The following is a 25600-nucleotide window of genomic DNA, read 5'->3' on the forward strand; positions in this document are numbered from 1 at the left end:
CTTGTATGAATTCAGCTCAATTGACCGTCAAACCCGGCGCCGTCGCCTTGATGGCGTTAATGGCCGCCACGCGATTTCACCACTTCGGGTCGCCGTTTGCCTTGCCGGACGCCTCGTTGGCGGTATTTTTCCTGGCCGGTTTATGGCTGGGCGGACGCTACCTGTTCGCCCTGTTGCTGGCGGAAGCGGGGCTTATCGATTATCTGGCCATCGCCCAGCTGGGCGTCAGCGATTATTGCATATCCGCGGCATATCTGTTTTTAGTACCGACCTATGCGGCGATGTGGTGGGGCGGCAAATGGTGCCGCCGGTTCGCGGCCGTGAACTTCAATACGCTGGCGCAGCAGGCGGTGGCGCTGGTGAGTGCCACTTCGCTGGCCTATCTGATTTCCAACGGCAGTTTTTATTGGTTATCCGGTAAGTTTGCCGGCGGCAACTGGACAGGATTCCTGGAAAGTTTCGCCAAGTATTATCCGTCTTATCTGCAATACACCGCGATTTACGCGGTCACTGTGTTTGCATTGGTGGCTCTCGGCAAAAACGTGCTGGGGCAACGTGCAACCCAGCATACCCATTAAGCCTGCGCTGGTTGGGTCGCCGGGGGCCGGCGGCCCGTTTCTAATAAATCCCGCTTAACCCTGTGACGCTGATGATGGCCGTGCTTTTGGCCATTGCTCTGGATTTTGGCCTGGGCGAGTTACCCAATCGTTACCACCCTTTAGTGTTTTTCGGGCGCTGGGCCGCGCGGGTGGAGCATTATTGCTCGGCTTCGAGTAAAGCCCCCAGGCTGCAACGGTTGTTCGGAATGGTGGCGTTAACGGTTGCGCTATCGCCGGCTTTGCCTATGGTACTGCTCGAACGCAACTGGCTGCTGGACGGCTTGCTGCTGTATTTTTGTATCGCTGCCCGTAGTTTGCAGCAACACGCGCAGCGGGTCCGGACGGCGCTGATCGCCGATGAGTTGCCGTTAGCCCGGCAACGGGTCGGGGATATGGTTAGCCGCCAGACCGGGGGCATGGATGCGCCGGCCGTGCGGCGAGCCGCGATAGAATCCGTGTTGGAAAATGGTGCCGATGCGGTGTTCGCGCCGCTGTTCTGGTTCGCGGTATTAGGCCCGTCCGGGGCTGTGCTGTATCGTTTGGCGAATACCCTGGACGCGATGTGGGGTTATAAAAATCAGCGCTATCGATATTTCGGTTGGGCGGCGGCACGATTCGACGACCTGTTGAACTTTGTGCCGGCGCGGCTGACGGCATTGACTTATGCGGTTCTAGGAAATGCTCCAGCGGCATTGCAGGCTTGGCGCACCCAAGCAGCCCTGTTGGAAAGTCCCAACGCCGGCCCGGTGATGGCTGCCGGTGCCGGCGCATTGAATCTTGAGTTGGGTGGTCCGGCTAGCTACCACGGCGTCGTCAAGCAAAAAATTTGGTTCGGTGGTGTTTGTCACCCGGAAAATGCCGACATCGATCGCGCCGTAACCTTGGTTTTTCGGGCGTTGGTCTTATGGGTTGCGGCAATCGGCATGTATGACTATGTTGCTTGAACACGGCGGATGTCTGCAGCTGGCCGCCCGGCAATTCGGCATTCCGGCTGCGGATTGGCTGGATTTATCCACCGGTATTAATCCTAATGGCTGGCCGGTACCGCCGGTGCCGGCCGAATGCTGGTTGCGTTTGCCGGAAGAGCAGGACGAATTATTGCCGGCGGCCAGGGCTTACTACGGCAATTCCTCTCTATTGGCGGTAGCCGGGTCGCAAGCGGCGATTCAAACCTTGCCGCGTTTGCGTCCACAGTCCAGGGTAGGGTTCTTGCATCCGGCTTATGCCGAACACGCCGGTGCCTGGCAGCGGGCCGGACATCAGGTTACGGCGCTGCAAGTGCATGCGCTCGAATCGGCGTTGCCGGCTTTGGATGTATTGATTTTGATCAATCCGAACAATCCGACCGGTTGCCGTTGGCCCATAGCGCAATTGTCGGACTGGCACGGCCGCTTGCAACAGCGGGGCGGTTGGTTGATCGTCGACGAGGCCTTTATTGATACGACGCCCGAGCTCAGTTTGTCGCCATTGCCGGTAAAGCCGGGTTTGATCGTGTTGCGTTCGCTTGGCAAATTCTTTGGTTTGGCCGGGATACGCTGTGGATTCGTGATCGCCGAAACGGCAATACTACAGCGATTGGCGGCAGAACTCGGGCCGTGGGCCATCAGTCATCCGGCTCGCTATGCGGCGGCGCGCGCACTAAAGGATACGCAATGGCAACGCGAGACGGCTATCCGTCTCAAATTGCAAAGCCGGCGCTTGACCGATCTACTAAGCGAAAATGGCTGGCCGCCTAGCGGTGGCTGCGATTTGTTTCAGTGGATAGAGACCGAATACGCCGGCCAATTGCATCGGATACTGGCCGAACAAGCGATTCTGACCCGTTTGTTCAGCCGGCCGGCCAGCGTGCGGTTGGGCTTGCCCAAAGACGAACCGGCGTGGCGGCGCTTGCAACATGCGCTGGCGCATCCCGGGGTTTTAGCTCTGCAAGCCGTCAAATCGGGTTAGTCGGTGTCTTGCCCGTTGGCGTTGGGATTCGTCAACACCTCGTGTTCTTTGCGCATTAGCCAATCCGACATGAGCGCGTAGCAGGTCGCCAGTAGCGTGGGGCCGATGAATACCCCTATAAAGCCGAAAGCCAACAAACCGCCCAAAATACCGAACAGTATTAAAACGAAAGGTAGTTCGACTTCTCGGCTGATTAACAGCGGACGTAACCAGTTGTCGATGGTTCCGACCAGCAATAAAAACCACGCGGCCAGAAACAAAGCCCAGCCGGCTTCACCCTCCATCAGTAACCATGCCGAAATCGGCAACCAGACTAGCGTGCCGGCCGCCGGAATAATCATCAAAAAAAATGCTGCGAAACCCAACGCGAACGCGTAGGGCACGCCGGCGATGATAAATCCCAAAATGGACGCCAGGGCTTGAGCCAAGGCGGTACCTAAAATGCCGTATACCACCGCCCTCAAGCTGGAGCGGACTATGGCCAATATGCGTTGGGTGTTTTCGCCGGCCAGACGCTGCATGAGGTTAACGAAATGTTGGGCAGCCTGTTCGCCGTCGCGGTAAAAAAAGAACAGCGCCAACAAGCTAAAACCCATATGTACCAATTCCCCGGCTAGACGTATGCCTTGTTCCAACGCCCAGCTACTGGCGGGAAGTGCGTATTTTCTGGCCAGATCCAGGACACGATTGGAATCTTCCGCAAAACTTTGCCAAGTTTCGCTTGCGTCGTCACCGACCAAGGGCAGCTCGCGCAACCAGGCCGGGGCCGGCGGCCATGCGTGAGGCTGGCCGGACAGCCATTGCAGTAGCCGGTTGACGTCGTCCGGGATGGCCGAGGCCGCGGCAACGAACGGCGTGAGCATGAACAAACCGATGGGCAGAACCATGCAAGTCGCCGCTTGGGTTGCCGTCAACTTGTAGGCTCTGAGTTTGTGATACATCGGCCAGGTAACGAACGACAAAATCGCGGCCCAGAGCATGTCGACAACAAACGGTTTTAATACTTGATAGCAGCCGAACAGCAGCAAGCCCAATGCAAACAGACTTGCGGTTTTTTCGTAGCGTGACGTGGCGGTGGGCATATAAGGATTCCTCAAAGCGAATACAACGCTACCGCACAGTTTTTTCGGCAAGAGCCGCTGTGAGCCGGCGCTCTGTAGCCGGAAGGGCTGTGCTTAGATGGGCCGGATTATAAAAGTTTTTGAAGTGGACGCGGCTGCGTTTGTGGGCCGATGATAAAGCCAATCGTCTAAAAATGCTTGGCGATAAGTTGTCCAAAATCAGCTAGCGGATTTGGCCGAAGGGGATGCTACGTCCTGGGCGGGTACGTTTTACAGCATGTTTTTCAATCAGTTAATCATGCGCAGAGCAGTGGATGTGAAGGGCGCTGATTGATATTTTGTTGCCGAGGCGATTGACTTTGTTAAGGTAAAAGAGTAAAGGGTGTTATGCTACCGTTTTTGTCGAGCCGCTGCTTTGGGTGGAGGTGGCCCAGATATGATTTCCAGTGCGACATCCAGTATCAATAGTTTTGCATACGACCAATTGAGCTCGACGCTTGCCAAGCGTAGTGCCGAACAAGCCGCGCAGAAAGCCGACGCGTTACGCGAGCAAGCCGACGCTGCTCAAGCGTTGGCGGATCGATACGATGCCAAGGCGAGGAGTCTGGATAATCAAGCCAACAAGGCTGAAGTCAATTCCGACGAAGCCCGGTTGCGTTTGACGCTATCGGGCGCATTTAAGAATGCAGGGCAGCAGTTGGTGCAAACGGTCAATCAAGCGGTAGTCAAGCCGGATGTTTATGCTGCGTCCGAAAGCGCTCTGGTATCGCAGCAGCAAACTATTATCGGCGGTACTATCGATACTACCGCTTGAGATTGCGGTGCGGGTTTGAACTGTTTGTCTCGTTGTATTCCGCGGTATTTGGCTGTTACCGTTTCTTGTAGGAGAGGTTGTCATGTTGTCGCCTATTAGTCACAATTCCCTGGATAAAGCGCAAAATTTGCTTTATACCAATATGCAGCGCCTAAGTTCCGGAAAGGCTATCAATTCAGCCGCGGACAATCCCGCCGGACTAGCCATTGCCAATGCGTTTACCAGTCAACTCGGCGGGCAGCAACAAGCGATCGGCAACATTGCCTCGGGCTTGTCGTTGACTGAAATTGCGGGCGGCGGGGCCGGCCAAATCACCGATAATCTGCAAAGAATTCGCGAGCTGACCGTGCAAGCCGGTAGTGCCGCGTTGTCCGCCACCGACCGGCAGAGCATTCAAGACGAAATCGACAACCTTAGTCAAGGCATAGACAGTATTGCCAACAATACCCAATTTAACGGCCGGCAGTTGCTGGACGGCAGCTTTTCCGGACAAGTCCAGATCGGTCCGGATTCCGGCGATACCTTGGAGTTGAATCTCGGTGATTTGACCGGTTCCGGCTTGGGCATTTCGGGCTTGGACGTAAGCAATGCCGGTAGTGTCGGCACGGCGTTGGATAGCATAGATTCCGCAATCGGTCGCGTTAGCGATCTACAAAGTACGCTAGCGGGAACTTCGGCCGGCTTGAGTTCGAATTTAGCCAACCTGCAAAGTAGTTATCAAAGTTTGGCGCAAGCGCGTAGCCGTAGCCAAGATACCGATTATGCTCAGGCAAGTTCCGATTTGAGTAAGGCTAGGGTTAATAATCAGCTGGCGGTTTACGCCGTGAAACTTTATCAGGATAATCAAAAAGCCGGTGCGTTAATTTCCCAATAAGCTCGGACGCGTTCGTTAGGTAGGATAGGTGTTTGATAGGGAGGCTCAGAATGGCCTACCATGCCATTTTTACTGCAATAAGCAGCAGAGTTACTCCGAAATAGCGCTTTAGCGTATCGGCAGGTAATCGATGTGCCCATTTTGCGCCGACAGGGGCCGAAAAAATGCTGGTGGATGCGATTCCGAACAATGCCGGGATATAAACGTAGCCCCAAAAACGTCCGTTTGCGGCGTTTTCGTTTCCCCAACCCAACAGCACATAACTGAAAGCCGCCGAATACGCGATAGGCAGCGTGCAGGCGGACGAAGTGCCGACTGCTTGTTTCATCGTGGTGCCGCAAGCGGCTAAATAAGGGACGGTCATGGTGCCTCCGCCGATGCCGAGAAGGGCGGAAACCGCGCCTATCGACGTCCCGGCCAGAATGTCCAAAAGTCGAGTCGTGCGAATAGGCTGGGTGTTTGCCGGCGGTGCGCTCAGCAAGCGTTTGCCGGTGACTATCAAATAGCAGACAAACAACCAGCGTAATAGCGTAGCGCTCAGATAGTGGGCGATTAATGCGCCTAACGATGCGCCGACAAACAATGCCGGGGCAAGCGCGGCGACCCGCGGCTGTAGAATATTGCCCAGCTTATGGTGAGTGGCCACCGAAGAGAGCGAGGTCAGGGTTGCGCTGGCCAGCGAAGTGGCTACGGAGATCAGCAAGGTGTGCTCGACGGCGAATCCCTGCGCGATCAACAACCAATTCAGCAGCGGCACGATCACTACTCCGCCGCCCAAGCCGAATAGACCGGCGGTAACGCCCGCTAATACGCCTAGCAACATACAGGCAAAAAAGACTTCCACTCGATAAACCGTTATCCGAATAAGCACAGCGATATGATAGCGAGTCATTTATACTGTGCACTCTTTAAATCCACCAATTAGTGGGTCTGGCTTCATGAAAATTTATCTAGTCGGCGGTGCGGTACGCGATCGTTTGTTGGATTATCCGGTTAGCGAGCAGGATTGGTTGGTGGTCGGGGCCACGGTTGGCGAAATGCTGGAGCGAGGTTACCGTCAAGTGGGGAAAGACTTTCCGGTTTTTTTGCACCCGGAAACGCAGGAAGAATACGCATTAGCCCGTACGGAACGCAAAACTGCGCCCGGCTACCGGGGATTCAGCATCAACGCGGATTCGGACGTGAGCTTGGAAGAAGACTTGCTCAGGCGCGATTTGACCATCAATGCGATGGCGATAGGCGACGACGGTGAGTTGATCGATCCGTTTAACGGCCGTTCGGATTTGCAACAGCGGGTATTGCGCCACGTATCGCCGGCTTTCGGCGAGGATCCGGTGCGGATTTTACGGGTGGCGCGCTTTGCCGCGCGCTATGCCCATCTAGGTTTCGTTGTCGCGGAGGAAACCCGGCAGCTCATGCAAGACATGGTGACCGGCGGCGAAGCCAACCACTTGGTGCCCGAACGGGTTTGGGCGGAATTGTACAAGGCCTTGAGCGAAAGGTCGCCGGCCGCTTTTATCCGGACCCTGCAAGATTGTCATGCGCTACCGACCATTTTTCCGGAAATACACGCTTTGTTCGGCGTACCGCAGCCGGCCAAATATCATCCGGAAATCGATACCGGCGTGCATAGTCTGATGGCGGTCTCGCAAGCCGCATTGTTATCCGATAAACCCGAAGTGCGTCTGGCCGCCTTGCTGCACGATTTAGGCAAAGCGGTTACCGATCCGGACAAATGGCCTAGCCACCACGGTCACGAACGCCTGGGTTTGCCGGTATTGGAGCGGTTTTGCGAGCGCTTGAGAGTACCCAAGGCCATCAAGGGCTTATGCGCGCAAGTGATGGAATACCATACCCTGTGTCATCGGGCTTTCGAACTGCGGGCCGATACCTTGACCGACATGTTGCAGGCACTTGGCGCTTTCAAGCCGGCAACGCAGTTACAGGACTTTCTGCTGGCCTGCGAGGCTGATGCGACCGGTCGGACCGGCTTCGAACAAGCGCCTTATCCGCAAGCCGCATACATCCGGGCCGCCGTCGAAGCGGCGCTGGCCGAAGATACGCGTACCGTGATGCAACCCGGTTTGAAAGGACCGCAAATCGGTCAGGCCATCAAAAGCATGCGGAGACAGGCGATCAACAATTTCAAACAACATTATTCCCGGAACCTATCCATCCGCCACGCATGAATCCGTTTTTTATTACCGTCGGCTTATTGACCTGCAGCAACATTTTCATGACTTTCGCTTGGTACGGACATTTAAAAGCTCTACAGCACCAGCATTGGCTTTGGGCGGCGCTGATCAGTTGGGGATTGGCTTTGTTCGAATATTTGTTGCAGGTGCCGGCGAATAGAATCGGCTATACGGCGATGAACGTCGGTCAATTGAAAATCATCCAGGAAGTGATCGCTTTGACCGTGTTCGTGCCGTTTGCCATGTTCTATCTGAAAGAACCGTTCAATAGGGATTATCTCTGGTCAGGCTTGTGTTTGCTGGGGGCGGTTTATTTCATATTTCGCGCCAAGCCGCTTTAAGGCGATTGTCTTTCACTAATGACGCCCGGCTGACCGGTCTGTGTAGTCGGACAAAAAAGACCTGTCATTCGGGGTATTTTTCGCCGAAAATCGCACCATCCACCTAAACGCCGTACACCCCCATGCTTAGTTATAGACACGGTTTTCACGCCGGAAATTTTGCGGACGTGCTCAAGCACAGCCTGCTCGCTTTAGCGATTAGCGCGTTGAAACGTAAAGACAAACCTTTTGTGTACATAGATACGCATGCCGGGGCGGGTAAATACGCTTTTAAGTCCGAGTTTTCCCAAAAAACCGGCGAATACCAACAAGGAATCCAAAAGGTCTGGGACGAGGCGCAGCCGCCGGCGGAGTTGGCGGCTTATTTAGCGGCGATACGGGCGGAAAATACCGGGCGTCGTCTGCTGCGTTACCCGGGATCGCCGCAATTGGTACGCCGTTTGATCAGAAATCAAGACCGGTTGCAATTATCCGAATTGCATACCAACGATTTTCAGGCCTTACACGAATTGTTCGTTGCCGATAAGCAAGTCAGCGTCTCGAAAGAAGACGGTTTGGAAAAATTGGCAAAAAAATTGCCACCCATTCAAAAGCGCGGCTTGGTGTTTATCGATCCGAGTTACGAAATCAAAAGCGAATATTCCCGGGTCATCGAAACGCTGGAGCAAGCCTACCGGCGCTTCGCCACCGGGATATTCGTCTTATGGTATCCGGTGATAGACCGCGACGTTACCGAGGCCATGCTGAAGCGCATGCAACTTAGCGGCATACCCAAGCAATTGCGCATCGAGCATTGCGTGGCCCCGGACGGCGCTTGGTCCGGGATGACGGGTTCAGGCATGCTGTTCATCAACCCGCCTTGGTTGTTGCTGCAGCAGGCGGAAATGCTGTTGCCGTGGTTGAACCGGGTATTGACGGACGGTCAAGGAACTTGGACGATAGAATGGTGGGTTCCCGAAAAGGTGGGATAGCTAGGTGAAGAAATACGTCGATCTATTAGTAGCAGGGATGGTTGCGCTGGCGGTGGTGTTTTACGACGTCAGTCTGGAATTGATCGCCGAATTGCTGCACTTGTTGCTGGAGACTCTGCACAATATGTTCGAATTCCTCGAATTGGCGATAGAACATACGATAGAGCATGCGTTTCACACCGAGCACCATACCAGCCAGATCATCACGTTTTACATTCTGGTTGTATTGGGCATTGTTTTGCTCCGCTGGTTATGGCGGGTAGTGCCGCATTGGTATCGCGGTATGCTGCGGGTGGTCCGTCAGACATGGATAAGGCGAAAAATCGAAATGGAAATCTATTGGTTGTCTCTAACTTTAAGGTACAAAATCACCTTGATTTGTACGGCATTAGGCGTTGCTTACTTAGCGTCGTTCTTCGTCATGTAACCAGTGGATAAGCGTAGCGGCGAACCGGAGCTTTTCTGCTTTATTCGAGCGCGCTTGGCGCGGCCGGCTATTAACGCTTTAAAAAATCTCCCGTCAATATTTCCGCAATCCGCCGATTCGGGTTAGGATGACGGCTGAAATCAACCCTTGGCATTTGTCTATTTCAACCATTGCCGACGCAATTTTGGTTAGCGTTTATGACAAATGCTTAGGGATTAACGCGCAAAAGTCGTTGCTTGCCTGGGGGAGCCCTAGACCGGCCGGAATGCAGCCCAACCAAGCGTCATCCCGTGGCTTATGCCAATATTTACCGAATTAATCGAACATGCCTTTATCAGAACAAGTCAAACAGTCCATCCTGGGGGTTAGCGGCCTCGATACCCGGGACGTAGAGCGGGTCATGAATGCATTGCTCAGCGCGCCGGTCGATGCGGCGGATATTTATTTTCAATCCAGCCATTTCGAATCGTGGTCTCTGGAAGGCGGAATAGTCAAAGAAGGTACGCATTCTATCGAACGCGGTGCCGGAGTCCGGGTCGTCAGCGGCGATAAAACCGGCTTCGCTTACAGCGACCTCATAGAACTGCCCATCCTGTTGGAAGCGGCTAACAATGTCAAAGCGATCGTGCGGCAAGGCCAAACGGCCAGACAGCATATTCAGACTCCCGCCGGCTGGCCGCAGCTTTATCAACCGTTCAATCCGTTGCAGTCTTTAGACGATCAAGCGAAAATCGATTTGCTGAAGCGCGTCGACGCCGAGACCCGCAAACTGGACGAGCGCATTGAAGAAGTGATGGTTAGTCTGGTAGCGGCTTACGATCATATTCTGGTGGCCAACCAGGACGGCTCGCTGGCGGCCGATATCCGCCCGTTGGTTAGGATGAACGTCAGCGTCATCATGGTCGAAAACGGCCGGCGCGAGCAGGGCAGCATGGGCGGCGGCGGGCGTTGCGATTACCGTTATTTTTTAGACGGCGATAAAGCTTTTGAATACGGCAAAGAGGCCGTGCGTCAAGCTCAGATTAACTTGCAAGCCGGCGATGCGCCCGCCGGCAACATGACCGTGGTACTCGGCCCGGGATGGCCGGGTATTTTGCTGCACGAAGCCATAGGCCACGGCTTGGAAGGCGATTTCAACCGCAAAGGTACCTCGGCGTTCAGCGGCAGGGTGGGAGAGCGCGTCGCGTCCGATTTATGCACCGTGGTAGACGACGGTACTATTCCGGGCCGACGCGGTTCCTTGAGCATAGACGACGAAGGTACGCCCACCGAAAATACCGTGCTGATCGAAAAAGGCATCCTGAAAGGCTACATGCAGGACAAGTTAAACGCCAGGTTGATGGGCGTCAGGCCGACCGGCAACGGCCGCCGCGAGTCGTACGCCAATTTGCCCATGCCGCGCATGACCAACACCTATATGTTGCCCGGCCAAAGCGATCCGGAAGAAATCATCCGTTCGGTCAAAAAAGGTTTGTACGCCCGTAATTTCGGCGGCGGTCAGGTGGACATCACCTCGGGCAAATTCGTGTTTTCCGCCAGCGAAGCGTATTTGATCGAAGACGGTAAAATTACCCGGCCGGTCAAAGGCGCGACGCTAATCGGCAACGGCCCCGACGTATTAACCAAGGTATCCATGGTAGGTAAGGACATGCAGCTGGACAGCGGCGTTGGCACCTGCGGTAAAGACGGGCAAAGCGTGCCGGTCGGCGTCGGCCAACCTACCTTGAAAATTGACGGCTTGACGGTTGGCGGTACCAGCCTGTAGCCGATGGCAACGCATCACAAGAGATAAGACATTGCAAAATCGGGATGAGATAGAGCGTTTGAAATGGGTGGTTCAACAGTTGTTGGACGAAGCGCAACAACAAGGCGCCAGTTCGGCGGAAGCGGCATTCAGCGTAGACAACGGCTTATCGGTGACGGCCCGCTTAGGCGACGTCGAAACCATTGAATACCACTGCGATCAAGGCATAGGGGTGACGGTGTATTTCGGTCAGCAAAAAGGCTCGGCCAGCACTAACGACGTGTCCCCGGCTTCGTTAAAGGAAACGGTCAAAGCGGCTTGCAGCATAGCCCGCTACGCCAGTCCCGACGAATATGCCGGCTTGCCGGATTCGCAGTTGTTGGCGACCGAGTTTCCGGATCTGAATTTATACCATCCCTGGACATTGGATGCCGAAAAAGCAATCGCGTTGGCGATCGAATGCGAAGACGCCGCCAGACAATACGACACGGCCATCAGCAATTCGGAAGGCGCGACGGTCAATAGCCATCAAGGCACCCGGGTATTCGGCAACTCGCTGGGTTTTTTACAGGGTTATCAATCCAGTCGCCATTCCATCAGTTGCGCCGTATTGGCCGGCAGCGGCGATGCGATGCAACGCGATTATTGGTACAGCGTGGCCCGCAATCCGGCACTGCTGGAATCCCCGAAGCTGGTCGGCGAAAAAGCGGCCAAACGCACGGTGGCGCGCATGAAAGCTCGCAGTCTCAGCACCCGGCAATGTCCGGTGCTGTTTGCTCCGGAAATGGCCTCCGGCTTGATCGGTTCGCTGTTAGGCGCGATTAGCGGCGGCAGTTTGTACCGTAAATCCTCCTTCCTGTTGAATAGCCTGGATACTCAAGTCCTGCCCGACTTCGTCCGCATCCACGAACAGCCCTTGCTGGTTGGTGGCATGGGCAGCGCTAGCTACGACGCTGAGGGTGTAGCGACGCGAGCCCGCGATATTGTCTCCGACGGTATCGTACGTTCTTATATTTTAAGTACGTATTCCGCGCGCAAGCTGGGTATGCAAACGACGGGCAATGCCGGCGGGGTACATAATTTGATTGTCGAGCCCGGCGGCAACGATTTTGCCGCGATGTTGAAATTGTTGGATAGCGGCTTGTTGGTGACCGAGCTGATGGGCCAGGGAGTAAACCGGGTGACCGGCGACTATTCGCGCGGTGCCTCCGGGTTTTGGGTGGAAAACGGCGAAATTCAATTTCCGGTGCAGGAAATCACGATTGCCGGAAACTTGAAGACCATGTTGCGTAATTTGGTCGCGATCGGCAACGACGTAGACATGCGCGGCAACATCCGGGTCGGTTCTATCTTGTTGGAGCAAATGGCTGTCGCAGGCGAATAGCGCTCATCCACCCGCCGACGGGGGCGCCTTTGCCCCTTGCGCGTCAGTTGCCGGAAATCGCGAAAACTTCCCCGTGTAAAATCACGTAAAATGCCTGTCCGCCTTGCGGATGGGCGTTGTCGGCGGACGGCTTGGTCTGCCTAATCCCTTCCATTCGCTGCGACGATACTGCCACAAGTACGTTTGGAACGATACAGGATCGGCGGGTTTCATTTTATTCATCATAGAACTACCGCCTGGGGTTCGGTTTAAAAAGATTGATAGCGATTGCATGAAAGACCTGAATACGCCGATTCTGTTAAGTGGCCCCGGCGACGTATCGCTGCCTTGGGCGCAACGCATTGTCAGCCGCTATGCCGGCCAAGCTAAGGTCAAAGCCGTCAATCTGGCATCCGTAGACGTGGGCACTTCGACCCGGTTACGGATAGAAGTCGACCACGACGCGCCGGAACTGCTGCCGCAGCGATGGTTCGTCAAAACCCCGTCTCTAGCCTGGAAGTCGCGCGCGATCACCGCATTGCCGCGCTTTCTGCATAAAGAAGTTCGCTTTTATCAGCGATTGTCTGGGCACATCCCGCTGAAAATGCCGCGCATACTCGCGGCCGAAAGCCGGTTTGGCAGAGGATCCATCTTGGTGATGAGCGATTTGGCCGAGCATGACTTCCGGCCAGGGCGTGCCGCGGATGCCTTGTCCGTCGAACAAGCCCGCTTGGTGGTCGGGCATTTGGCGAAATTGCACGGACGCTATTGGAACCGGCCGGCAGTGTTGCATCAGCATCGTTGGTTGAACGGTTTTTCCCAGCAAGTCGAACATTCCATGGGCGCTTTGCTGGCGGTACCGTTGATGAAACGCGGCTTGGCCCGGGCGGGCGGGCATGTGGTTACCGGCTTGCATAAGCCGGCCATACGCTATGCCGCCAATCGGCGCCGCTATAAACGCCTACTGGCAAACGAACCGATGACGCTGGTGCATTACGATTGCCATCCCGGCAATATTTTTTGGACAGACCGCGAACCGGGCTTTTTGGATTGGCAGTTGGTGCGTTGGGGAGAGGGGGTAGGCGATATTGCGTATTTCCTCGCTACCGGTTTACAACCCGAGCTAAGGCGAGCGCACGAGCGCAGCCTTTTACAGCATTACGCTGCCGAGCTGGAAAGTGCCGGCGTGGGTGCAGTCAACGATAATGCCTTGTTTCGTCGCTATCAAGCGCATTTGGTCTACCCGTTCGAGGCGATGACGGTTACCTTGGCGATAGGCGGCATGATGCAAGCCGAAGCCAATCTGGAGCTCGTTCGCCGCACGGCGATAGCCGCCGCCGACCACGACAGTTTCGCAATCCTGGAGCCCTGATCTCAAGTCTCGATTACTATGAAAGTCATTGTGGGAGCGACGAGGGCGTCGCTCCCACCGAAAAACTTTCATTTGCTGGGGTGATGCCGCTTTTTCATGTGCGTTACGCAGGCGTTTGAATTTTGGTTGCGATGCGTTGCAAGCTGGACACCACCAGCGCTTGAGCCCTTTCGACCTCGTCCGCTTCCGCGTAACAGCGCAATTCCGGCGCGTTACCGGATGGGCGTAAATGCACGATTTCCCCGTTTTCGAAGGTCAGGCGCAGCCCGTCCGTAGTGTCGCGCAGCATGACCTGTCCCATCGCGTCGCCCCAAATTCCCCGGTAGGCCTCGCTATCGCTTTGCAGGGTCGCCAAAAGCGCTTGGCTGCTGGCGGTGGGCAGGTTTTGTATTCTGTCGCTGGCGGTAAAACGCTTGGGCAGGGTTGCGCTCAAGGCGGATAGCGGCAGGTTTTGCGATTTGGCCATGGCCAATAATGCCAAGGCCGGCAATAGCGAATCTCGGGTCGGCAAGGCCGCCAGCGCTCGGCCGTTGACCTTCAAGCCGGGGCCGGCCAAAAAGCCGCCGTTGGCTTCGAAGCCGGCGATGCCGGCATAGCCCTCAGCTTGCGCTTGTGCCATGCCGGCAATCACATACGGCGAGCCGATGCGGGTGCGGATAACCTGGTCAAACAATGCGCTGGTTTCTATCGCCGTGTTGCAACTGACCGGAGTTACCACGCAATCCGCGGATAAATAATGCGCACATAACAAGCCGACGATATCGCCGCGCAGCCAAGCGCCGGTTTCGTCGGCGATGAGCGGCCGGTCGCCGTCGCCGTCGGTGGAAATAATCGCATCCAGTCCATGTTCGCGCGCCCATTGCCGGCCGCGTTGCTTGTCGTCCTCGCTAACCGCTTCGGTATCGATAGGGACGAAGACCTCGGTACGGGCTAAGCCCAACACTTCGGCGCCCAGCGAACTCAAGATGTCTTTCAAGCAATCGCGCGCGACGCTGGAGTGTTCGTAAACGCCTATCCGCCAGCCTTGCAACAATTCGCACCCGAATACATCGAGATAGCGTTGCCTGAATAAGGCCAAAGCTTGCGGATTGGCGGTTAGTTGGGGGAGGAGGTCCGGCTCGGGCAATTGCACGCGGGCGCGGCTGATTGCCGCTTCGTCCGCTTTGCTGATCTCGCCTTCCGGACGGTAAAACTTAATGCCGTTACGGTCGAAAGGGATGTGGCTGCCGGTGACCATGACGGCCGGCATGTTGTGGGCGAGTGCGTAATAGGCCAAGGCCGGGGTCGGTAGGGCGCCGCAAAAATCGACTTCGCAGCCGGCCTTTAGGATGCCGGCCGCACAGGCTTGGGCTATCGCCGGACTGGACGGGCGCAGGTCCATACCCAACGCAATCTTTCGACCCGGAGCGGCCAAATCCAAGCCTTGCAAAAACGCTAATGTGTAGGCGGCGCAAACCGGCGCGGTCATTTGCGTTACCAAGCCGCGGGCACCGCTGGTGCCGAAGGCTACGCCGCTATCGGCCATCAGTTGTTGAATGTCTACGCTGGTCATGTGATCGAGTGTGCTTGCCGTATGTGGTAAAAACTGCAGTTTACCCTGAAAACAAAGCGCATGCGTCGGCTAAGTCGCTGCAGACAACCCGCTGCGGTGGTTGTCGGCGTTAGGTTTTAGCCGCGACGGTGCAGTTTAAAATCGGGTGAAGGCGTGTAAACCATATTAGGGCGAGGCAATGCGATGTGATAGCCCTGGGCGTAGTCTATGCCCATGTCGCACAGCGCGTCGAAGATCGCCTGATTTTCCACGAATTCGGCGATGGTGCGGATGCCGATGTCCTGGCACAGATTGGACAAGTTGCGTACCAAGGCGTAGTCGACCTTGGTCGTCAATATGTTGCGGACGAAAGCGCCGTCGATTTTGACGTATTCGAAGCGTAGTTCGCGCAGGTAGTGGAAGGAATTGTAGCCGCTGCCGAAGTCGTCCAGCGCGAAGGCGAAGCCTTTACGGCGTAGATTGGTCAAAAACTGGCGCATATTGGTCATGTCGCTGATCGCTTCCCGCTCCAGAATCTCGAACACGATGCATTTCGGCGGAATATTCAGTTGGTGGCAGAGTTCTTCCGCGTAGCCGAGTATGCCCCGGCCTTGGATCTGCTGGGCCGAGATGTTGATGAACAATTTGCTGTCGCGTTGGCTCGGGTCGGCGAGAAATTGGCTTTTCGCGGCGAAGGCCTTGCTGATGATGGCGTGGTCCAAATCCCGGCTCAGACCGTATTTTTCGATCGTCTCGATAAACATAGCGGCCGCGACGGTGCTGCCGTCGGTTTCTTGCAATCTGGCCACGGTTTCGTAGGCATACACATTACCGGATTTGCAATTGATGATGGCTTGGAAATAGGGGGAAATGCGGCTGGCGCGCAAGGCTTCGCGCAAATGTTCGGCATGGTCGCGGCTGTTGCGGCTGCTGGACAATTTGGCCGGCAATGCGTCTACGGTGCTGACCCCGTCCTTGCCCATTTCCTTGGCGTGGTACATCGCAATATCCGCGCCGGACAGCAAATCGTTGATGCTGACCGCGTCGACCGGATAGCTGACCACCCCTATCGATACCGTGACGTGATAGCGCTTGCCGTCTTCCGAGCTCAGCGTCAATTCGCGCAGGCTGCGGCCGATGTTGTCGGCTACCACCATGGCGCCGGGCCGATCGGTCTCGATCAAAATAACCGCGAATTCGTCACCGCCGATCCGGGTCGGCAAATCGCCCTTGCGCAGATGCGAGCGCAGTACCTCGGCAATCGCGCACAAAGCTTGGTCGCCGGTCGGATGGCCGTAGGAGTCGTTGACGTCCTTGAAATTGTCCAGGTCCAGCAGCAATAGCGAAAACGCGTGATTGTGCCGCTCCGAGCGGCCGATCTCGTATTCCAGCATCGCGTTGAAATGCCGGCGGTTGTACAGGCCGGTCAACGGGTCGTGCATCGAATAGTATTCCAGCTCACTCAAGGTGCGCGACAGTACTTTGCTGGAGCCGACCACCATCACCATCACGGCCAGTATCGAACGAATCACGCTTTCTTCCTGCGGGGTCAGATTCTTGTCCGAGGCATAGGCGACCCCGAGTAGGCCGGCCAGTTTAGGCGCGTAATCCGGTACCGACACGGTCAGTAGATGAACCTGGGAAATGGAACTGACCGTCGATGCGGACGGAAGCATGAATTCCTCGAAATCCAGCGGCGTGTCCTGCGGCAAACCCAAGTCGGTCAGCATGCGGCCACCCAGCATTTTTGCCGCTTCGCGGCGCACCTCGTCGGTATAGTCGCCCAAATAATACAAATACAGCGACAGGCCGTGTTCCTCGGCGAAAGCGATGAAGAAAAAATTGAACGGGAATATGGCGTGAAAATCGACCAGGATTTCCTGGACGAAGTCCTTCCACTGAGCGACCCGCTCGTGTGACAGAATAATCCGTTCCAATACCTGGCTTTGCCGTTCCAGCAGGTCTTTTTCGATCAGGGTGGTCGATAGTTGATTGATTGCGTGGTTGGCGCGGCTCATCAGCGAGCGCAGGTGATCCGAACCGGCCTGCCATTGCCGGCTGCGTTCGTTCAGCAATAGTGCCAACGCGTCGTCCAGCCTGCCGCAGAATTCGCCGGTATCCGCCATCACGCTGCTTAATTTATCGAAATCGCGGCTGCCCATCGCTTGCCGCAGGCCGGACATGATTTCGTGATGGATGTTTAGGGTCAGTTCCCAAACCCGATTGCCGTATTGCTGGGTACGGGTTTGGCTTTCCAGCAGCGAGGCCAAATGGTTGGCGATCTCAAGACGCAGTTGTTCCAAATGGTTGGTTTGCGGCAAGGTCATGACCATTCCTCGGGGAAGCGTCCGCCGCTTTGCATCAGATCGATACCGCAGGGTAAATCTTTGAGCCAGGCCAGAAAATCTCCGACCGCCGCGCCGCGGTAAATAGGACCGTGCTGCGGCGCCAGCATGGCTATGTCCAGCTCGGCGATGGTGTCGAGCCAACAGCGTATCGCTTTGTTGGAACACATATAACGTTGGTGAAAACCGCGGATGTAAGGAATGTGCGCGGCAAAATCATCGACGAAGGGCCGGTCGTCGTCGGCCGGCATCATCGCCGCACCGATGTCGCCGGTGAACAACACCTTGGCGACAGGATCGTAAACATTGATTTGGCCCTCGGAATGCAGGAAATGGGCCGGCAGCAATTGCAATTCGAACCCCGGCGCGATTTCGCAGATTTGGCCGACGTCGGGGATGCCGACAAAGCGGCTCATGTCCTTCAGGCCGTAGTGCGGCAGAAAACGCATCCAAATCCGCGACACGTAGACGTTGGCTCGGCAAATCTCCAGCCAAGTGGCCAGACCGCCGACGATGTCGGGGTCCTGGTGCGACAGAATGATGGCGCGAATTCCATCGGGGCCGACGTAGCGCAGCATTTCCGCCAACACCCTGGGCATGACGCCGAATCCGCCGGGATCGAGCAATACGCCGTCGTCGCCTTGCATCACCAAATATTGATTGGAACGGATGCCGTTTTCTTCACTGGAATCGCTCTCGTTCAACAATAAGAAACGGTGCCGGTCGGAATTGAATAAATGAATGTTGCGCATGGAACTGAAGGTAAACAAATTCGATTGAACGGAATGCCGGGATAAGGCAATGGGCTGGGAAGTGTATCGGAAAAACCTTTTCCGCCCTATAGAAATTGTCCATGGAAAACAAAAATTGCCGTGTCATCGCAAGAATTGCGCGTTGCGTAGGAAGTTATTGAATTTACATCAGAAGCGTCGGAACAAGGTGGGCGATAGATGCTCGGATGTTCCGCTCAAGCCCGGGTGCGAGGTTGGGTGAATTTGCCTAATATCCTTATCGGTTCTTGTCGTGTCGATCAGGCTTTAAAACGGCGGGTGTGAGCGCTTTACAGAACTAAGTTACAGTCCCCGGGTGGTCAAGTGGGGAGCAAACAGGTTGAAGGTAAGCGGCGGGCAAATTGGCATTGTTAACCGCCAAATTGCCGCCATTCAGAATCATGATTTAAGAATAAATTTTTTTAAATCAATCTGTTATTTGGTGGCGGCGGGGATTGAACCCGTGGTCGTTCCTTGCGAATCAACCATTTATTGCTTACCTTTGTCTTTTTTGTGCCAAATCTCTTGGTTAATGGCTCAGTAGTCTGCGAGCCAACAAGGCTTGCATGTCTCTTCTACCATCCGCGATCAGCATAATATAAACGCTTTGCCCTTTCACTCGATAAATCACCCGATAGGGCTTAAAAAATACTTGCCGATATTCCGTAATACCTAGCGAGATTAGCTCTTTGGGAAATGAGCCGCGCTCAGGAAACTGGACAAGGTTTTCAACGGCCTCCATCAAACGATCCAGCACATTGTCGGCACTTGTTTTCGAATCAAACTCGGCGATATAGTTGTAAATTGCTTCTAAATCCTGTTCTGCGCCTTTGGTCAGTAGCACCGCGTAATCAGGCTCTACCATCAGTCGGTTACATGTTTGGCGCGAAGTCGAGCCGCTACATCGGCAACCGGTATAACCTGGCCTTGTTCGATTTCCTGATTACCTAATGCCAGAATTTTCAATAGTGCTAGAGTTTCTTGCGTTTCTTCATAGGATGCAACATCCTGAAGCACCGCTTTCGCCTCACCGTTTTGAGTAATAACCAACGGTTCGCGTTGCTCTGTTAGCAGAGCTAGTACCTCAGCAGCATTAGCTTTTAAGTAACTGATAGGTTTTACTTGAGAAGAAAAGCGCATAATTAAGTCCTAAGCGTATTGTGGACTTAATTTAGTCCTTTTTTGATCTACATGCAATTCATTTGCACATAATTGGCCTTGCGAGAGTACGGAGTCTTACCGGCGGTTAGAGTACGCGCAGGGGTTGGATGCTTAATGACAACAAATTTTGCCAAATTCTATCAATAATCTTGGCTGATAGCGGTCACCGGCAACAGTCGGCCAATTTGAGACATTCAGGCAGTGAAAATATAACCTCTTTAGACGTCCGGTCACTGTTAGTTACCAGACATCTACTACCCCATTGTGAGGCTGAATTAAAAGCTGGTTTGAGACGGCCGGACACAATTAATGTATATGACATTCTCGGCGGTTTTACGCAGCGGTTTCTACATGCAGTTTTCAAGCGCTTACGTAATAGCGAGCCAAGCACGTTTCCTTATGCTGCAGTTGCTGGGGGCATCTGATTTAATGTCTTGAGCGTATGCCCCCGGATATGCACCCAAAATTGCCTGGATGTGGGGGGAATTTTCTCGGATGTTGTTGGACGAAGTATAAACGAAAAAGCCCGCGTAATGCGGGCTTAGTGGATTTTCGTGGACTATCTTGGATGGTAAATTGGTGGAGGCGGCGGGGATTGAACCCGCGTCCGCAAGCACTCCGCCACAAGCTCTACATGCTTATCCCGCGCTTTTAATTTAACGGTTGACTACCCGTCGGGCCAAGAGGATCAACCGCGATTTCGATTGGATTTAACGCTTTTAGCTCCGAACAAAGCCTTGGCGCGATCTTATGTAATATGATCCCTGAGCGCCCCCGAGAGGACTCCAAGCGCATAAGGACACTTGGTCAGAGAAGTGGTGCAGGTTTTAAGCTGCTAAAGCCACTGAGTAGTTTTCGTCGTTTGCGAATACTTTTTTTCAGTAGGTTTTACGAGCGGTACTGTGCTCGGCATGCACCTGAGGTTTTGCTACCCACGTCGAAGCCATGTCGCCCCCGGTGTCGCTATTGTATCCAATTTCGATATGAAGTGGGGCGACATTTTTTAGCGTTGCAATTGTTTGGTCTGCGCTAGCAGGGTTTTCAAGTCGACCGAGAATTTTTGCCGGGCGATGTCGCCTACCGTCCCGGTGTAGCTTCGCTGCAGGTATAAGTCCACTCCACATACTTTGCCTATCATGGAGCAGCGTCCGCTGATGCCGAATTCACCGGCGGCCAATCGATAGGTGAGCGGCACGCAGTCGTTTCGCAATATTGCTCCGCCGACTATGAAGTCTGCTCGTTGGTCGAATGCATCGTAATCCAGGGTTTCAGGTATTAACGCCAAGTGGGCCAATAGGATAGGTGTGTCGTTCAAACTGCCGAAAATATCGCAATAGGCCTTGGCCAACCGGGGTAGCAGCCAGTCGGCTAACGCTCGGTAACCCAAAGGACCGGCTGTTTGAGCGGCGAAGTCTTGCAAACCGTGGAAACGCTTCATCCGCTCTTTGACATGTTAACGGTGATAGTGCGGGCTTAGCTCATGCACGGCGTCGACCATGGCGGCTACGTGGGCCGGGTCGATGTCGGGCAGTATGCCGTGACCTAAATTGAACACGTGGCCGGAACCTTGGCCGTAGCCTTGCAAAACTTTGCCGACTTTCTCTCGGATGACGGCCGGTGGCGCATACAGCGTCAATGGGTCCATATTGCCTTGCAAAGCGACTTTATCGCCTACCCGTATTCTTGCTTGGCCGATGTCGGTTTGCCAATCCAAGCCCAGCGCGTCGTAACCCGTATCCGCCATGGCTTCCAGCCATAGGCCGCCGCCTTTGGTGAACAAGATGGTGGGAATAGTGCGGCCGTCGTATTGCGTGTTCAAGGCTTGTCTGACCCGTTGCGCGTAACTTAACGAAAATTCCAGATAATCGGCGTGGCTCAATGCGCCGCCCCAGGTGTCGAATACCATGACGGCATCCGCGCCGGCCGCAATTTGCGCATTCAGGTAGGCGGCGACCGCTTGAGCGGTTTTATCCAGCAATTGGTGCATCAAGGCAGGCTGCTCGAACATCAAACCTTTGACTTTTTGAAAGTTTTTGCTGCCGCCGCCTTCCACCATATAGGTTGCCAAGGTCCACGGACTACCGGAAAAACCGATGAGCGGCACTCTGCCGTGTAGGTTGGTTTTGATCAAGCGAACGGCGTCCATTACGTAACGAAGCTCGGTTTCCGGATCAGGTATCGGTAAGCGTGCCACATCGGCCGCACTCCGTACCGGGCGGGCGAATTGCGGGCCTTCGCCTTCGGCGAAGGATAAGCCTAAACCCATGGCATCCGGTACGGTCAGAATGTCGGAAAACAAGATGGCGGCGTCGAACCGATAGCGGTCTAGCGGTTGCAGGGTTACTTCGCAGGCCAATTCCGGGTTGGTGCAAAGTTGCATAAAACTGCCGGCTTTGGCGCGGGTGGCGCGATATTCGGGCAAATAGCGTCCGGCTTGGCGCATCATCCATAGCGGCGTACGTTCGACGGGTTGTTTTAACAGGGCGCGAAGGAATAAGTCGTTTTGTAAGCTAGTCATGAGTTTGCTGGAAGGTTGGTGCTGCGAGAGGTCCGTCTCGCCGGTTAGGAAAATGCGGTCATTTGCGCCGGCTGTCTTTTTGTATGGCTTTCATGCGCTTGATGACGCCGGCTCCGAATTCGGCCGGCATCTCGGCTTTGGCGGTCATGGCCTCGCCGGCGGTAGCAAATGCACCGTAGAGCAGCACGTATTTTTCCTGACCGGCCTTACCGATGGGGTAATATTTCAAATCGTTGGCATAGTTGGCGTATTTGCGCAAGAAGCGGTCTACGGCGTTGCGGCTGGATAGCACCATGATTTGCACGGTGTAGAAATCGCCCGGCTGTTCGTGTATCCAAGCGACGTCGCCGATTTCCGCCGATTCGGCGGAACCGGGTACTTGACTCGAGCTTTCTGCTTCGACCGATTTCGGTTCGGCCGGTTTTTCCGGTTTGGATTTGTCCGTGCCGGTTTTTGCGGCGGCCGGTTTTATCGGTGCCGGGGTGACCGGCGGGGTCGCGGTTTGTTGGTTGCTCGTCGGCAAAGCCGCGTCAATGGCGCTTGTCGGCTCAATGGCGGTGGGGGTTGGGGGTTGTTCGCTGGCAGCGGCTGGCGGATTGTCCGGGGTAGCGTCGGTAATTTGCGGTTTGACTACGGCCGGGACGGGAAGCGGGTCAAGCGCTATAGTGGCTGCGGGTACGGGAATCGCTTCGGGTCGGTCGCCGGGTAATGGCGGCGGCGAGAGCGATTGATTGGCCGTGATGGGGAGCGCCGCTTGCTGTGCGGTTTGCGGACTAACCGGTTTGTTAGCGTCGCGAATGAATTGACCCCGCCATTGATAGCCTAGCGCGGCTAACGCCATGCTAAGGCCTGCAATCAGCAGCATTTTTCCTTTGCGCTGTTTTTGCAAACGCCGCATTTTCGGTAATTCCGCGACTATCCGCCCCGGAATGCCGTGGGTTTTGTTCAGCAGTTTCTCGACCAGCTCGTCGGTGACATCCGCGTATGAAAGGGCATATTGCCCTTGCGCCGATAAATTTTGCAGATAAGTTAGGCATTGGCGATGGTTTAGCGGCGGCAGTTCGATGACGTGGCAGGCGTCCAAGCTCGGCTCCGTCGCGGTTTTCGCGTCAAATTCGTCGTGGCGCATGGCCAATACCAAGCGCAGGCCGGCCAGTGAATCGGCAAAACGAAGTAATTCGCCTATCAGTCCGGGAACCAGCGTGCCGGCATTGTCGACGATTAAGACGGCTTTGTGCTTGGAACAATAGGCTTTAAGGCGTGACAAGTCGAAGCGGTCGTCGGCGCTGCCGGGTATTAGACTGGCGTCCAGTTGCGTGGCGATGGCTTCGAAGCTCAGGCGCTCCGAGCCTTGCAACAGGCAAATGGGCCAAATTCCCTTGCAGCTGTCTTGCAAGGTTTTTAGCAATGTGGATTTGCCTATGCCTTGGGGGCCGCAAACCACCAAGGACTTGTGCAAATTCGTGAGTAAGTGAATCAACAAGTCCAGCTTTTGCGATCTGTCGATAGAAATCAAGGCGTGTTCGGACGCCTGTTTGTCCCGGATCGGCTTTTTAACGCTGTAAGTTAGATGGTCGTGATCCAGCATACTCTTCCAGCGTGGCTTTAAGCGGCGTCAGGTCGACATTGACCGGCAAAGTGGCTCTACCCGGCGTTTCCAACAAAATCACCCGTATTTTGCCGTCGACATTTTTTTTGTCGACCGACATCAAATCGATGTATTGCTCGGTCGTCATATCGCTAGGCGGATCAACGGGTAGGCGTGCGGCTTGCAAAATCGCGATTATCCGCGCAACTTCGGCGTCGTTCAGCCAGCCCAGGCGGCGAGACAAATCCGCGGCGAAACAAGTGCCTATTGCTACCGCTTCGCCGTGCAGGTAATTGCCGTAGCCGCTGCCGGTTTCGATGGCGTGGCCGAAGGTATGACCCAGGTTTAGCGTGGCGCGCACCCCGGTCTCGAATTCGTCTTCGCCGACCACTTCGGCTTTGTTAGCGCATGAGCGCTCTATGGCGTAGGCGAGGGTAGGCTTATCTCGCGCCAATAATAATGGCATGTTGGCTTCCAACCAGCTTAGAAATTCCGGGTCGCGAATCAAGCCGTATTTGATGACCTCGGCCAATCCGGCCGACAGTTGCCTGTCGTCCAAGCTGTCCAGCACATCGGCATCGGCGATCACGCATTGCGGCTGGTAGAACGCGCCTATCATGTTTTTGCCCAATGGATGATTGACGCCGGTTTTGCCGCCCACCGACGAATCCACTTGGGCTAATAGGGTGGTGGGGATTTGGATGAAGGCGATACCGCGTTGATAGCAGGCGGCGGCAAAACCGCCCATGTCGCCTATCACGCCGCCGCCCAGCGCAATCAAGGTTGCGTTGCGGCTGAATTTCTTTGCCAGCAGGGCATCGAAGATTTTTTCCAGATACGCAAGGGTTTTGAATTGCTCGCCGTCGGGCAATATCACCGTTTCCACTTGATGGCCGTCGGCCAACGTAGCGGCGATTTTGCCGGCGTACAGCGGAGCGACGGTTTCGTTGCTGACGATGACGACTTGTTTGGAGCGGATGTGGCGGGCTAATAGTTCCGAGTTGTCCAGCAGCCCGGAGCCGATGTAAATCGGATAGCTGCGGGCGTCGTTCAGCTCAACTTGCAATACGTTCATATTGTTCCAACGCAGCTTGGTATTGCTGCAAAATGGTTTTGACTATGGTTTTACCCGGCAGTGCGCCGGAGTCGATTTTAAAGTCCGCGCATTCCATATATAACGGTTCGCGTTGCGCCAAAAGGGTTTGCAAGCGTTGGCGCGGATTATCGGTACGCAATAGCGGCCGTTGCGTGTCGTGCCGGGTACGGTACAGAATTTTATCGATAGAACAGTGCAAATATACGACGAATCCGCTGTTTTTCAGGGCTTCCCGGTTCTCCGGCTTGATCACCGAGCCGCCGCCGGTCGCCATCACGATGCCGCTGAGGCTGGTCAAATCCTTGATTACGGCTTGTTCGCGCATGCGGAAGCCTTCTTCGCCTTCGTACGAAAAGATGGTCGGGATGTCGACGCCCATGCATTCTTCGATGACTTTGTCGCTATCGAAAAACGGACGCTGCAACGCTTTCGCTACCTGCTTGCCGATAGTGGTTTTGCCCACCCCCATCAAACCGATCAAATAAATGTTCGCCGGATGCTTCATGTCGTGCAGTGCTGAGCGTTTAAAGCTCGGCATTATATGCCTTTTTTCGAATTGGCCGATAGTGCGGCGGCAGAAGCGACGGATATGCCAACGTCGAGTCGGGCAGGCTCTTACGCACTAATCTCGCGGTATATAGCGCCTGCACAGCATTAAGTAAACAATTGAATATCGCTCGACATCTTAAACCGTTTAGAGCGGCAGGAGGCTGCCCGGGAGAAACGGTGGCCGGCGTCGTCTAAGCACGCTTTGCCGCTTGGTTTTTTAGCCTTAACGCTTGTTAAAGATGGGCTAAGGTTGTGGGTTTCGCATCCCTAGCGCATCTTTGCCTGCGGTTGGCGGACGTTGGCAGTCGCTTTGCATCGGACAGAAACTGGCTAA

General features: G+C 55.0%; 25 protein-coding genes and 1 other RNA gene. 12 read left to right on the top strand and 14 right to left on the bottom strand.

What is annotated here, in order from left to right; genetic code table 11:
- Positions 1–5 precede the first annotated feature (5 nt).
- From F1E05_RS05520 to cobD, 3 genes are all read left to right on the top strand, one after another.
- Positions 6–578 carry a hypothetical protein gene (locus tag F1E05_RS05520; protein WP_150047343.1) on the top strand — a complete coding sequence of 191 codons (573 nt, stop codon included), beginning with the start codon at positions 6–8 and terminating at the stop codon, positions 576–578.
- A gap of 71 nt (positions 579–649) precedes the next feature.
- A complete protein-coding gene (gene cbiB, locus F1E05_RS05525) occupies positions 650–1543 on the top strand; it encodes an adenosylcobinamide-phosphate synthase CbiB (protein WP_232056791.1) in 894 nt (297 codons plus the stop codon).
- On the top strand, positions 1527–2546 hold the full coding sequence (gene cobD / locus F1E05_RS05530; RefSeq protein WP_232056792.1) for a threonine-phosphate decarboxylase CobD: 1020 nt from the start codon (positions 1527–1529) through the stop codon (positions 2544–2546). The genes cbiB and cobD overlap by 17 nt, the downstream gene beginning before the upstream one ends.
- Here the strand turns inward: cobD and F1E05_RS05535 are convergent.
- On the bottom strand, positions 2543–3628 hold the full coding sequence (locus F1E05_RS05535) for an AI-2E family transporter (RefSeq protein ID WP_150047345.1): 1086 nt from the start codon (positions 3626–3628) through the stop codon (positions 2543–2545). The two genes, cobD and F1E05_RS05535, sit on opposite strands and share 4 nt — an antisense overlap.
- Before the next feature lie 415 nt (positions 3629–4043).
- On the opposite strand from F1E05_RS05535, the gene F1E05_RS05540 reads away from it, so the two are divergent.
- Both F1E05_RS05540 and F1E05_RS05545 read left to right on the top strand, forming a co-directional pair.
- Positions 4044–4421 carry a hypothetical protein gene (locus tag F1E05_RS05540; protein WP_150047346.1) on the top strand — a complete coding sequence of 126 codons (378 nt, stop codon included), beginning with the start codon at positions 4044–4046 and terminating at the stop codon, positions 4419–4421.
- A gap of 82 nt (positions 4422–4503) precedes the next feature.
- Positions 4504–5295, top strand: a complete 792-nt coding sequence (locus F1E05_RS05545) for a flagellin (protein WP_150047347.1) — start codon at positions 4504–4506, stop codon at positions 5293–5295.
- 55 nt (positions 5296–5350) lie between these two features.
- On the opposite strand, the gene F1E05_RS05550 is transcribed toward F1E05_RS05545, so the two are convergent.
- On the bottom strand, positions 5351–6187 hold the full coding sequence (locus tag F1E05_RS05550; RefSeq protein ID WP_150047348.1) for a sulfite exporter TauE/SafE family protein: 837 nt from the start codon (positions 6185–6187) through the stop codon (positions 5351–5353).
- Between the two features lie 46 nt (positions 6188–6233).
- On the opposite strand from F1E05_RS05550, the gene F1E05_RS05555 reads away from it, so the two are divergent.
- The 6 genes from F1E05_RS05555 (at position 6234) to pmbA (ending at position 12357) form a co-directional block, all read left to right on the top strand.
- A complete protein-coding gene (locus F1E05_RS05555) occupies positions 6234–7484 on the top strand; it encodes a multifunctional CCA addition/repair protein (RefSeq protein ID WP_150047349.1) in 1251 nt (416 codons plus the stop codon).
- Positions 7481–7831: a DMT family protein gene (locus tag F1E05_RS05560; RefSeq protein ID WP_150047350.1), complete on the top strand. Its 351-nt coding sequence runs from the start codon at positions 7481–7483 to the stop codon at positions 7829–7831. The genes F1E05_RS05555 and F1E05_RS05560 overlap by 4 nt, the downstream gene beginning before the upstream one ends.
- A 122-nt stretch (positions 7832–7953) precedes the next feature.
- Positions 7954–8802 (top strand): 23S rRNA (adenine(2030)-N(6))-methyltransferase RlmJ, encoded by an 849-nt coding sequence (locus F1E05_RS05565; RefSeq protein WP_150047351.1) that lies wholly within the window; start codon positions 7954–7956, stop codon positions 8800–8802.
- Between the two features lie 4 nt (positions 8803–8806).
- Positions 8807–9229: a hypothetical protein gene (locus F1E05_RS05570; RefSeq protein ID WP_232056793.1), complete on the top strand. Its 423-nt coding sequence runs from the start codon at positions 8807–8809 to the stop codon at positions 9227–9229.
- Between the two features lie 325 nt (positions 9230–9554).
- Positions 9555–10994, top strand: coding sequence for a metalloprotease TldD (gene tldD / locus F1E05_RS05575; protein ID WP_150047352.1), 1440 nt, complete (start codon positions 9555–9557; stop codon positions 10992–10994).
- 31 nt (positions 10995–11025) lie between these two features.
- Positions 11026–12357 (top strand): metalloprotease PmbA, encoded by a 1332-nt coding sequence (gene pmbA / locus F1E05_RS05580; protein ID WP_150047353.1) that lies wholly within the window; start codon positions 11026–11028, stop codon positions 12355–12357.
- Positions 12358–12400: 43 nt separating this feature from the next.
- On the opposite strand, the gene F1E05_RS20715 is transcribed toward pmbA, so the two are convergent.
- On the bottom strand, positions 12401–12532 hold the full coding sequence (locus F1E05_RS20715; protein WP_269473497.1) for a hypothetical protein: 132 nt from the start codon (positions 12530–12532) through the stop codon (positions 12401–12403).
- Positions 12533–12628: 96 nt separating this feature from the next.
- On the opposite strand from F1E05_RS20715, the gene F1E05_RS05585 reads away from it, so the two are divergent.
- Complete coding sequence (locus F1E05_RS05585) at positions 12629–13708, top strand: phosphotransferase (protein ID WP_150047354.1); 1080 nt, start codon at positions 12629–12631, stop codon at positions 13706–13708.
- Between the two features lie 103 nt (positions 13709–13811).
- On the opposite strand, the gene F1E05_RS05590 is transcribed toward F1E05_RS05585, so the two are convergent.
- The 11 genes from F1E05_RS05590 to F1E05_RS05640 form a co-directional block, all read right to left on the bottom strand.
- A complete protein-coding gene (locus F1E05_RS05590) occupies positions 13812–15260 on the bottom strand; it encodes a phosphomannomutase (protein WP_150047355.1) in 1449 nt (482 codons plus the stop codon).
- Positions 15261–15376: 116 nt separating this feature from the next.
- Positions 15377–17566, bottom strand: coding sequence for a putative bifunctional diguanylate cyclase/phosphodiesterase (locus tag F1E05_RS05595; protein WP_150047356.1), 2190 nt, complete (start codon positions 17564–17566; stop codon positions 15377–15379).
- On the bottom strand, positions 17563–18336 hold the full coding sequence (locus F1E05_RS05600; protein WP_150047357.1) for an oxygen-binding di-iron domain-containing protein: 774 nt from the start codon (positions 18334–18336) through the stop codon (positions 17563–17565). The genes F1E05_RS05595 and F1E05_RS05600 overlap by 4 nt, the downstream gene beginning before the upstream one ends.
- A gap of 547 nt (positions 18337–18883) precedes the next feature.
- The gene (locus F1E05_RS05605) at positions 18884–19219 is read right to left on the bottom strand and encodes a type II toxin-antitoxin system RelE/ParE family toxin (protein WP_150047358.1); all 336 of its coding nucleotides are present in this window, start codon (positions 19217–19219) and stop codon (positions 18884–18886) included.
- On the bottom strand, positions 19219–19494 hold the full coding sequence (locus F1E05_RS05610) for a type II toxin-antitoxin system Phd/YefM family antitoxin (RefSeq protein ID WP_150047359.1): 276 nt from the start codon (positions 19492–19494) through the stop codon (positions 19219–19221). Before F1E05_RS05610 ends, F1E05_RS05605 begins: the two co-directional genes overlap by 1 nt.
- 598 nt (positions 19495–20092) lie before the next feature.
- Positions 20093–20471: a transfer-messenger RNA gene (ssrA, locus tag F1E05_RS05615) on the bottom strand.
- Between the two features lie 47 nt (positions 20472–20518).
- A complete protein-coding gene (locus F1E05_RS05620) occupies positions 20519–20953 on the bottom strand; it encodes a hypothetical protein (RefSeq protein WP_150047360.1) in 435 nt (144 codons plus the stop codon).
- Between the two features lie 15 nt (positions 20954–20968).
- Complete coding sequence (gene hemE / locus F1E05_RS05625) at positions 20969–22033, bottom strand: uroporphyrinogen decarboxylase (RefSeq protein ID WP_150047361.1); 1065 nt, start codon at positions 22031–22033, stop codon at positions 20969–20971.
- A 58-nt stretch (positions 22034–22091) separates the two neighbouring features.
- Positions 22092–23621: an SPOR domain-containing protein gene (locus F1E05_RS05630; RefSeq protein WP_150047362.1), complete on the bottom strand. Its 1530-nt coding sequence runs from the start codon at positions 23619–23621 to the stop codon at positions 22092–22094.
- Complete coding sequence (aroB, locus tag F1E05_RS05635) at positions 23587–24696, bottom strand: 3-dehydroquinate synthase (RefSeq protein WP_150047363.1); 1110 nt, start codon at positions 24694–24696, stop codon at positions 23587–23589. Before aroB ends, F1E05_RS05630 begins: the two co-directional genes overlap by 35 nt.
- A complete protein-coding gene (locus tag F1E05_RS05640; protein WP_150051816.1) occupies positions 24677–25222 on the bottom strand; it encodes a shikimate kinase in 546 nt (181 codons plus the stop codon). Before F1E05_RS05640 ends, aroB begins: the two co-directional genes overlap by 20 nt.
- Between the last annotated feature and the right edge of the window lie 378 nt (positions 25223–25600).

The sequence above is a fragment of the Methylomonas rhizoryzae genome (assembly GCF_008632455.1).
GTDB lineage: Bacteria > Pseudomonadota > Gammaproteobacteria > Methylococcales > Methylomonadaceae > Methylomonas > Methylomonas rhizoryzae.

What these genes read in the sequence shown, in the direction of transcription:
- F1E05_RS05560 (WP_150047350.1), top strand. Translation starts at nt 7,481, where the DNA reads ATGAATCCGTTTTTTATTACCGTCGGCTTATTGACCTGCAGCAACATT.
- F1E05_RS05640 (WP_150051816.1), bottom strand. Translation starts at nt 25,222, where the DNA reads ATGAAGCATCCGGCGAACATTTATTTGATCGGTTTGATGGGGGTGGGC.
- F1E05_RS05630 (WP_150047362.1), bottom strand. Translation starts at nt 23,621, where the DNA reads ATGCTGGATCACGACCATCTAACTTACAGCGTTAAAAAGCCGATCCGG.
- F1E05_RS05585 (WP_150047354.1), top strand. Translation starts at nt 12,629, where the DNA reads ATGAAAGACCTGAATACGCCGATTCTGTTAAGTGGCCCCGGCGACGTA.
- tldD (WP_150047352.1), top strand. Translation starts at nt 9,555, where the DNA reads ATGCCTTTATCAGAACAAGTCAAACAGTCCATCCTGGGGGTTAGCGGC.
- F1E05_RS05545 (WP_150047347.1), top strand. Translation starts at nt 4,504, where the DNA reads ATGTTGTCGCCTATTAGTCACAATTCCCTGGATAAAGCGCAAAATTTG.
- F1E05_RS05540 (WP_150047346.1), top strand. Translation starts at nt 4,044, where the DNA reads ATGATTTCCAGTGCGACATCCAGTATCAATAGTTTTGCATACGACCAA.
- F1E05_RS05620 (WP_150047360.1), bottom strand. Translation starts at nt 20,953, where the DNA reads ATGAAGCGTTTCCACGGTTTGCAAGACTTCGCCGCTCAAACAGCCGGT.
- aroB (WP_150047363.1), bottom strand. Translation starts at nt 24,696, where the DNA reads ATGAACGTATTGCAAGTTGAGCTGAACGACGCCCGCAGCTATCCGATT.
- F1E05_RS05600 (WP_150047357.1), bottom strand. Translation starts at nt 18,336, where the DNA reads ATGCGCAACATTCATTTATTCAATTCCGACCGGCACCGTTTCTTATTG.
- F1E05_RS05535 (WP_150047345.1), bottom strand. Translation starts at nt 3,628, where the DNA reads ATGCCCACCGCCACGTCACGCTACGAAAAAACCGCAAGTCTGTTTGCA.
- F1E05_RS05520 (WP_150047343.1), top strand. Translation starts at nt 6, where the DNA reads ATGAATTCAGCTCAATTGACCGTCAAACCCGGCGCCGTCGCCTTGATG.
- F1E05_RS05550 (WP_150047348.1), bottom strand. Translation starts at nt 6,187, where the DNA reads ATGACTCGCTATCATATCGCTGTGCTTATTCGGATAACGGTTTATCGA.
- F1E05_RS05590 (WP_150047355.1), bottom strand. Translation starts at nt 15,260, where the DNA reads ATGACCAGCGTAGACATTCAACAACTGATGGCCGATAGCGGCGTAGCC.
- F1E05_RS05605 (WP_150047358.1), bottom strand. Translation starts at nt 19,219, where the DNA reads ATGGTAGAGCCTGATTACGCGGTGCTACTGACCAAAGGCGCAGAACAG.
- F1E05_RS05565 (WP_150047351.1), top strand. Translation starts at nt 7,954, where the DNA reads ATGCTTAGTTATAGACACGGTTTTCACGCCGGAAATTTTGCGGACGTG.
- F1E05_RS05555 (WP_150047349.1), top strand. Translation starts at nt 6,234, where the DNA reads ATGAAAATTTATCTAGTCGGCGGTGCGGTACGCGATCGTTTGTTGGAT.
- cobD (WP_232056792.1), top strand. Translation starts at nt 1,527, where the DNA reads ATGACTATGTTGCTTGAACACGGCGGATGTCTGCAGCTGGCCGCCCGG.
- cbiB (WP_232056791.1), top strand. Translation starts at nt 650, where the DNA reads ATGATGGCCGTGCTTTTGGCCATTGCTCTGGATTTTGGCCTGGGCGAG.
- F1E05_RS05595 (WP_150047356.1), bottom strand. Translation starts at nt 17,566, where the DNA reads ATGACCTTGCCGCAAACCAACCATTTGGAACAACTGCGTCTTGAGATC.
- F1E05_RS05610 (WP_150047359.1), bottom strand. Translation starts at nt 19,494, where the DNA reads ATGCGCTTTTCTTCTCAAGTAAAACCTATCAGTTACTTAAAAGCTAAT.
- hemE (WP_150047361.1), bottom strand. Translation starts at nt 22,033, where the DNA reads ATGACTAGCTTACAAAACGACTTATTCCTTCGCGCCCTGTTAAAACAA.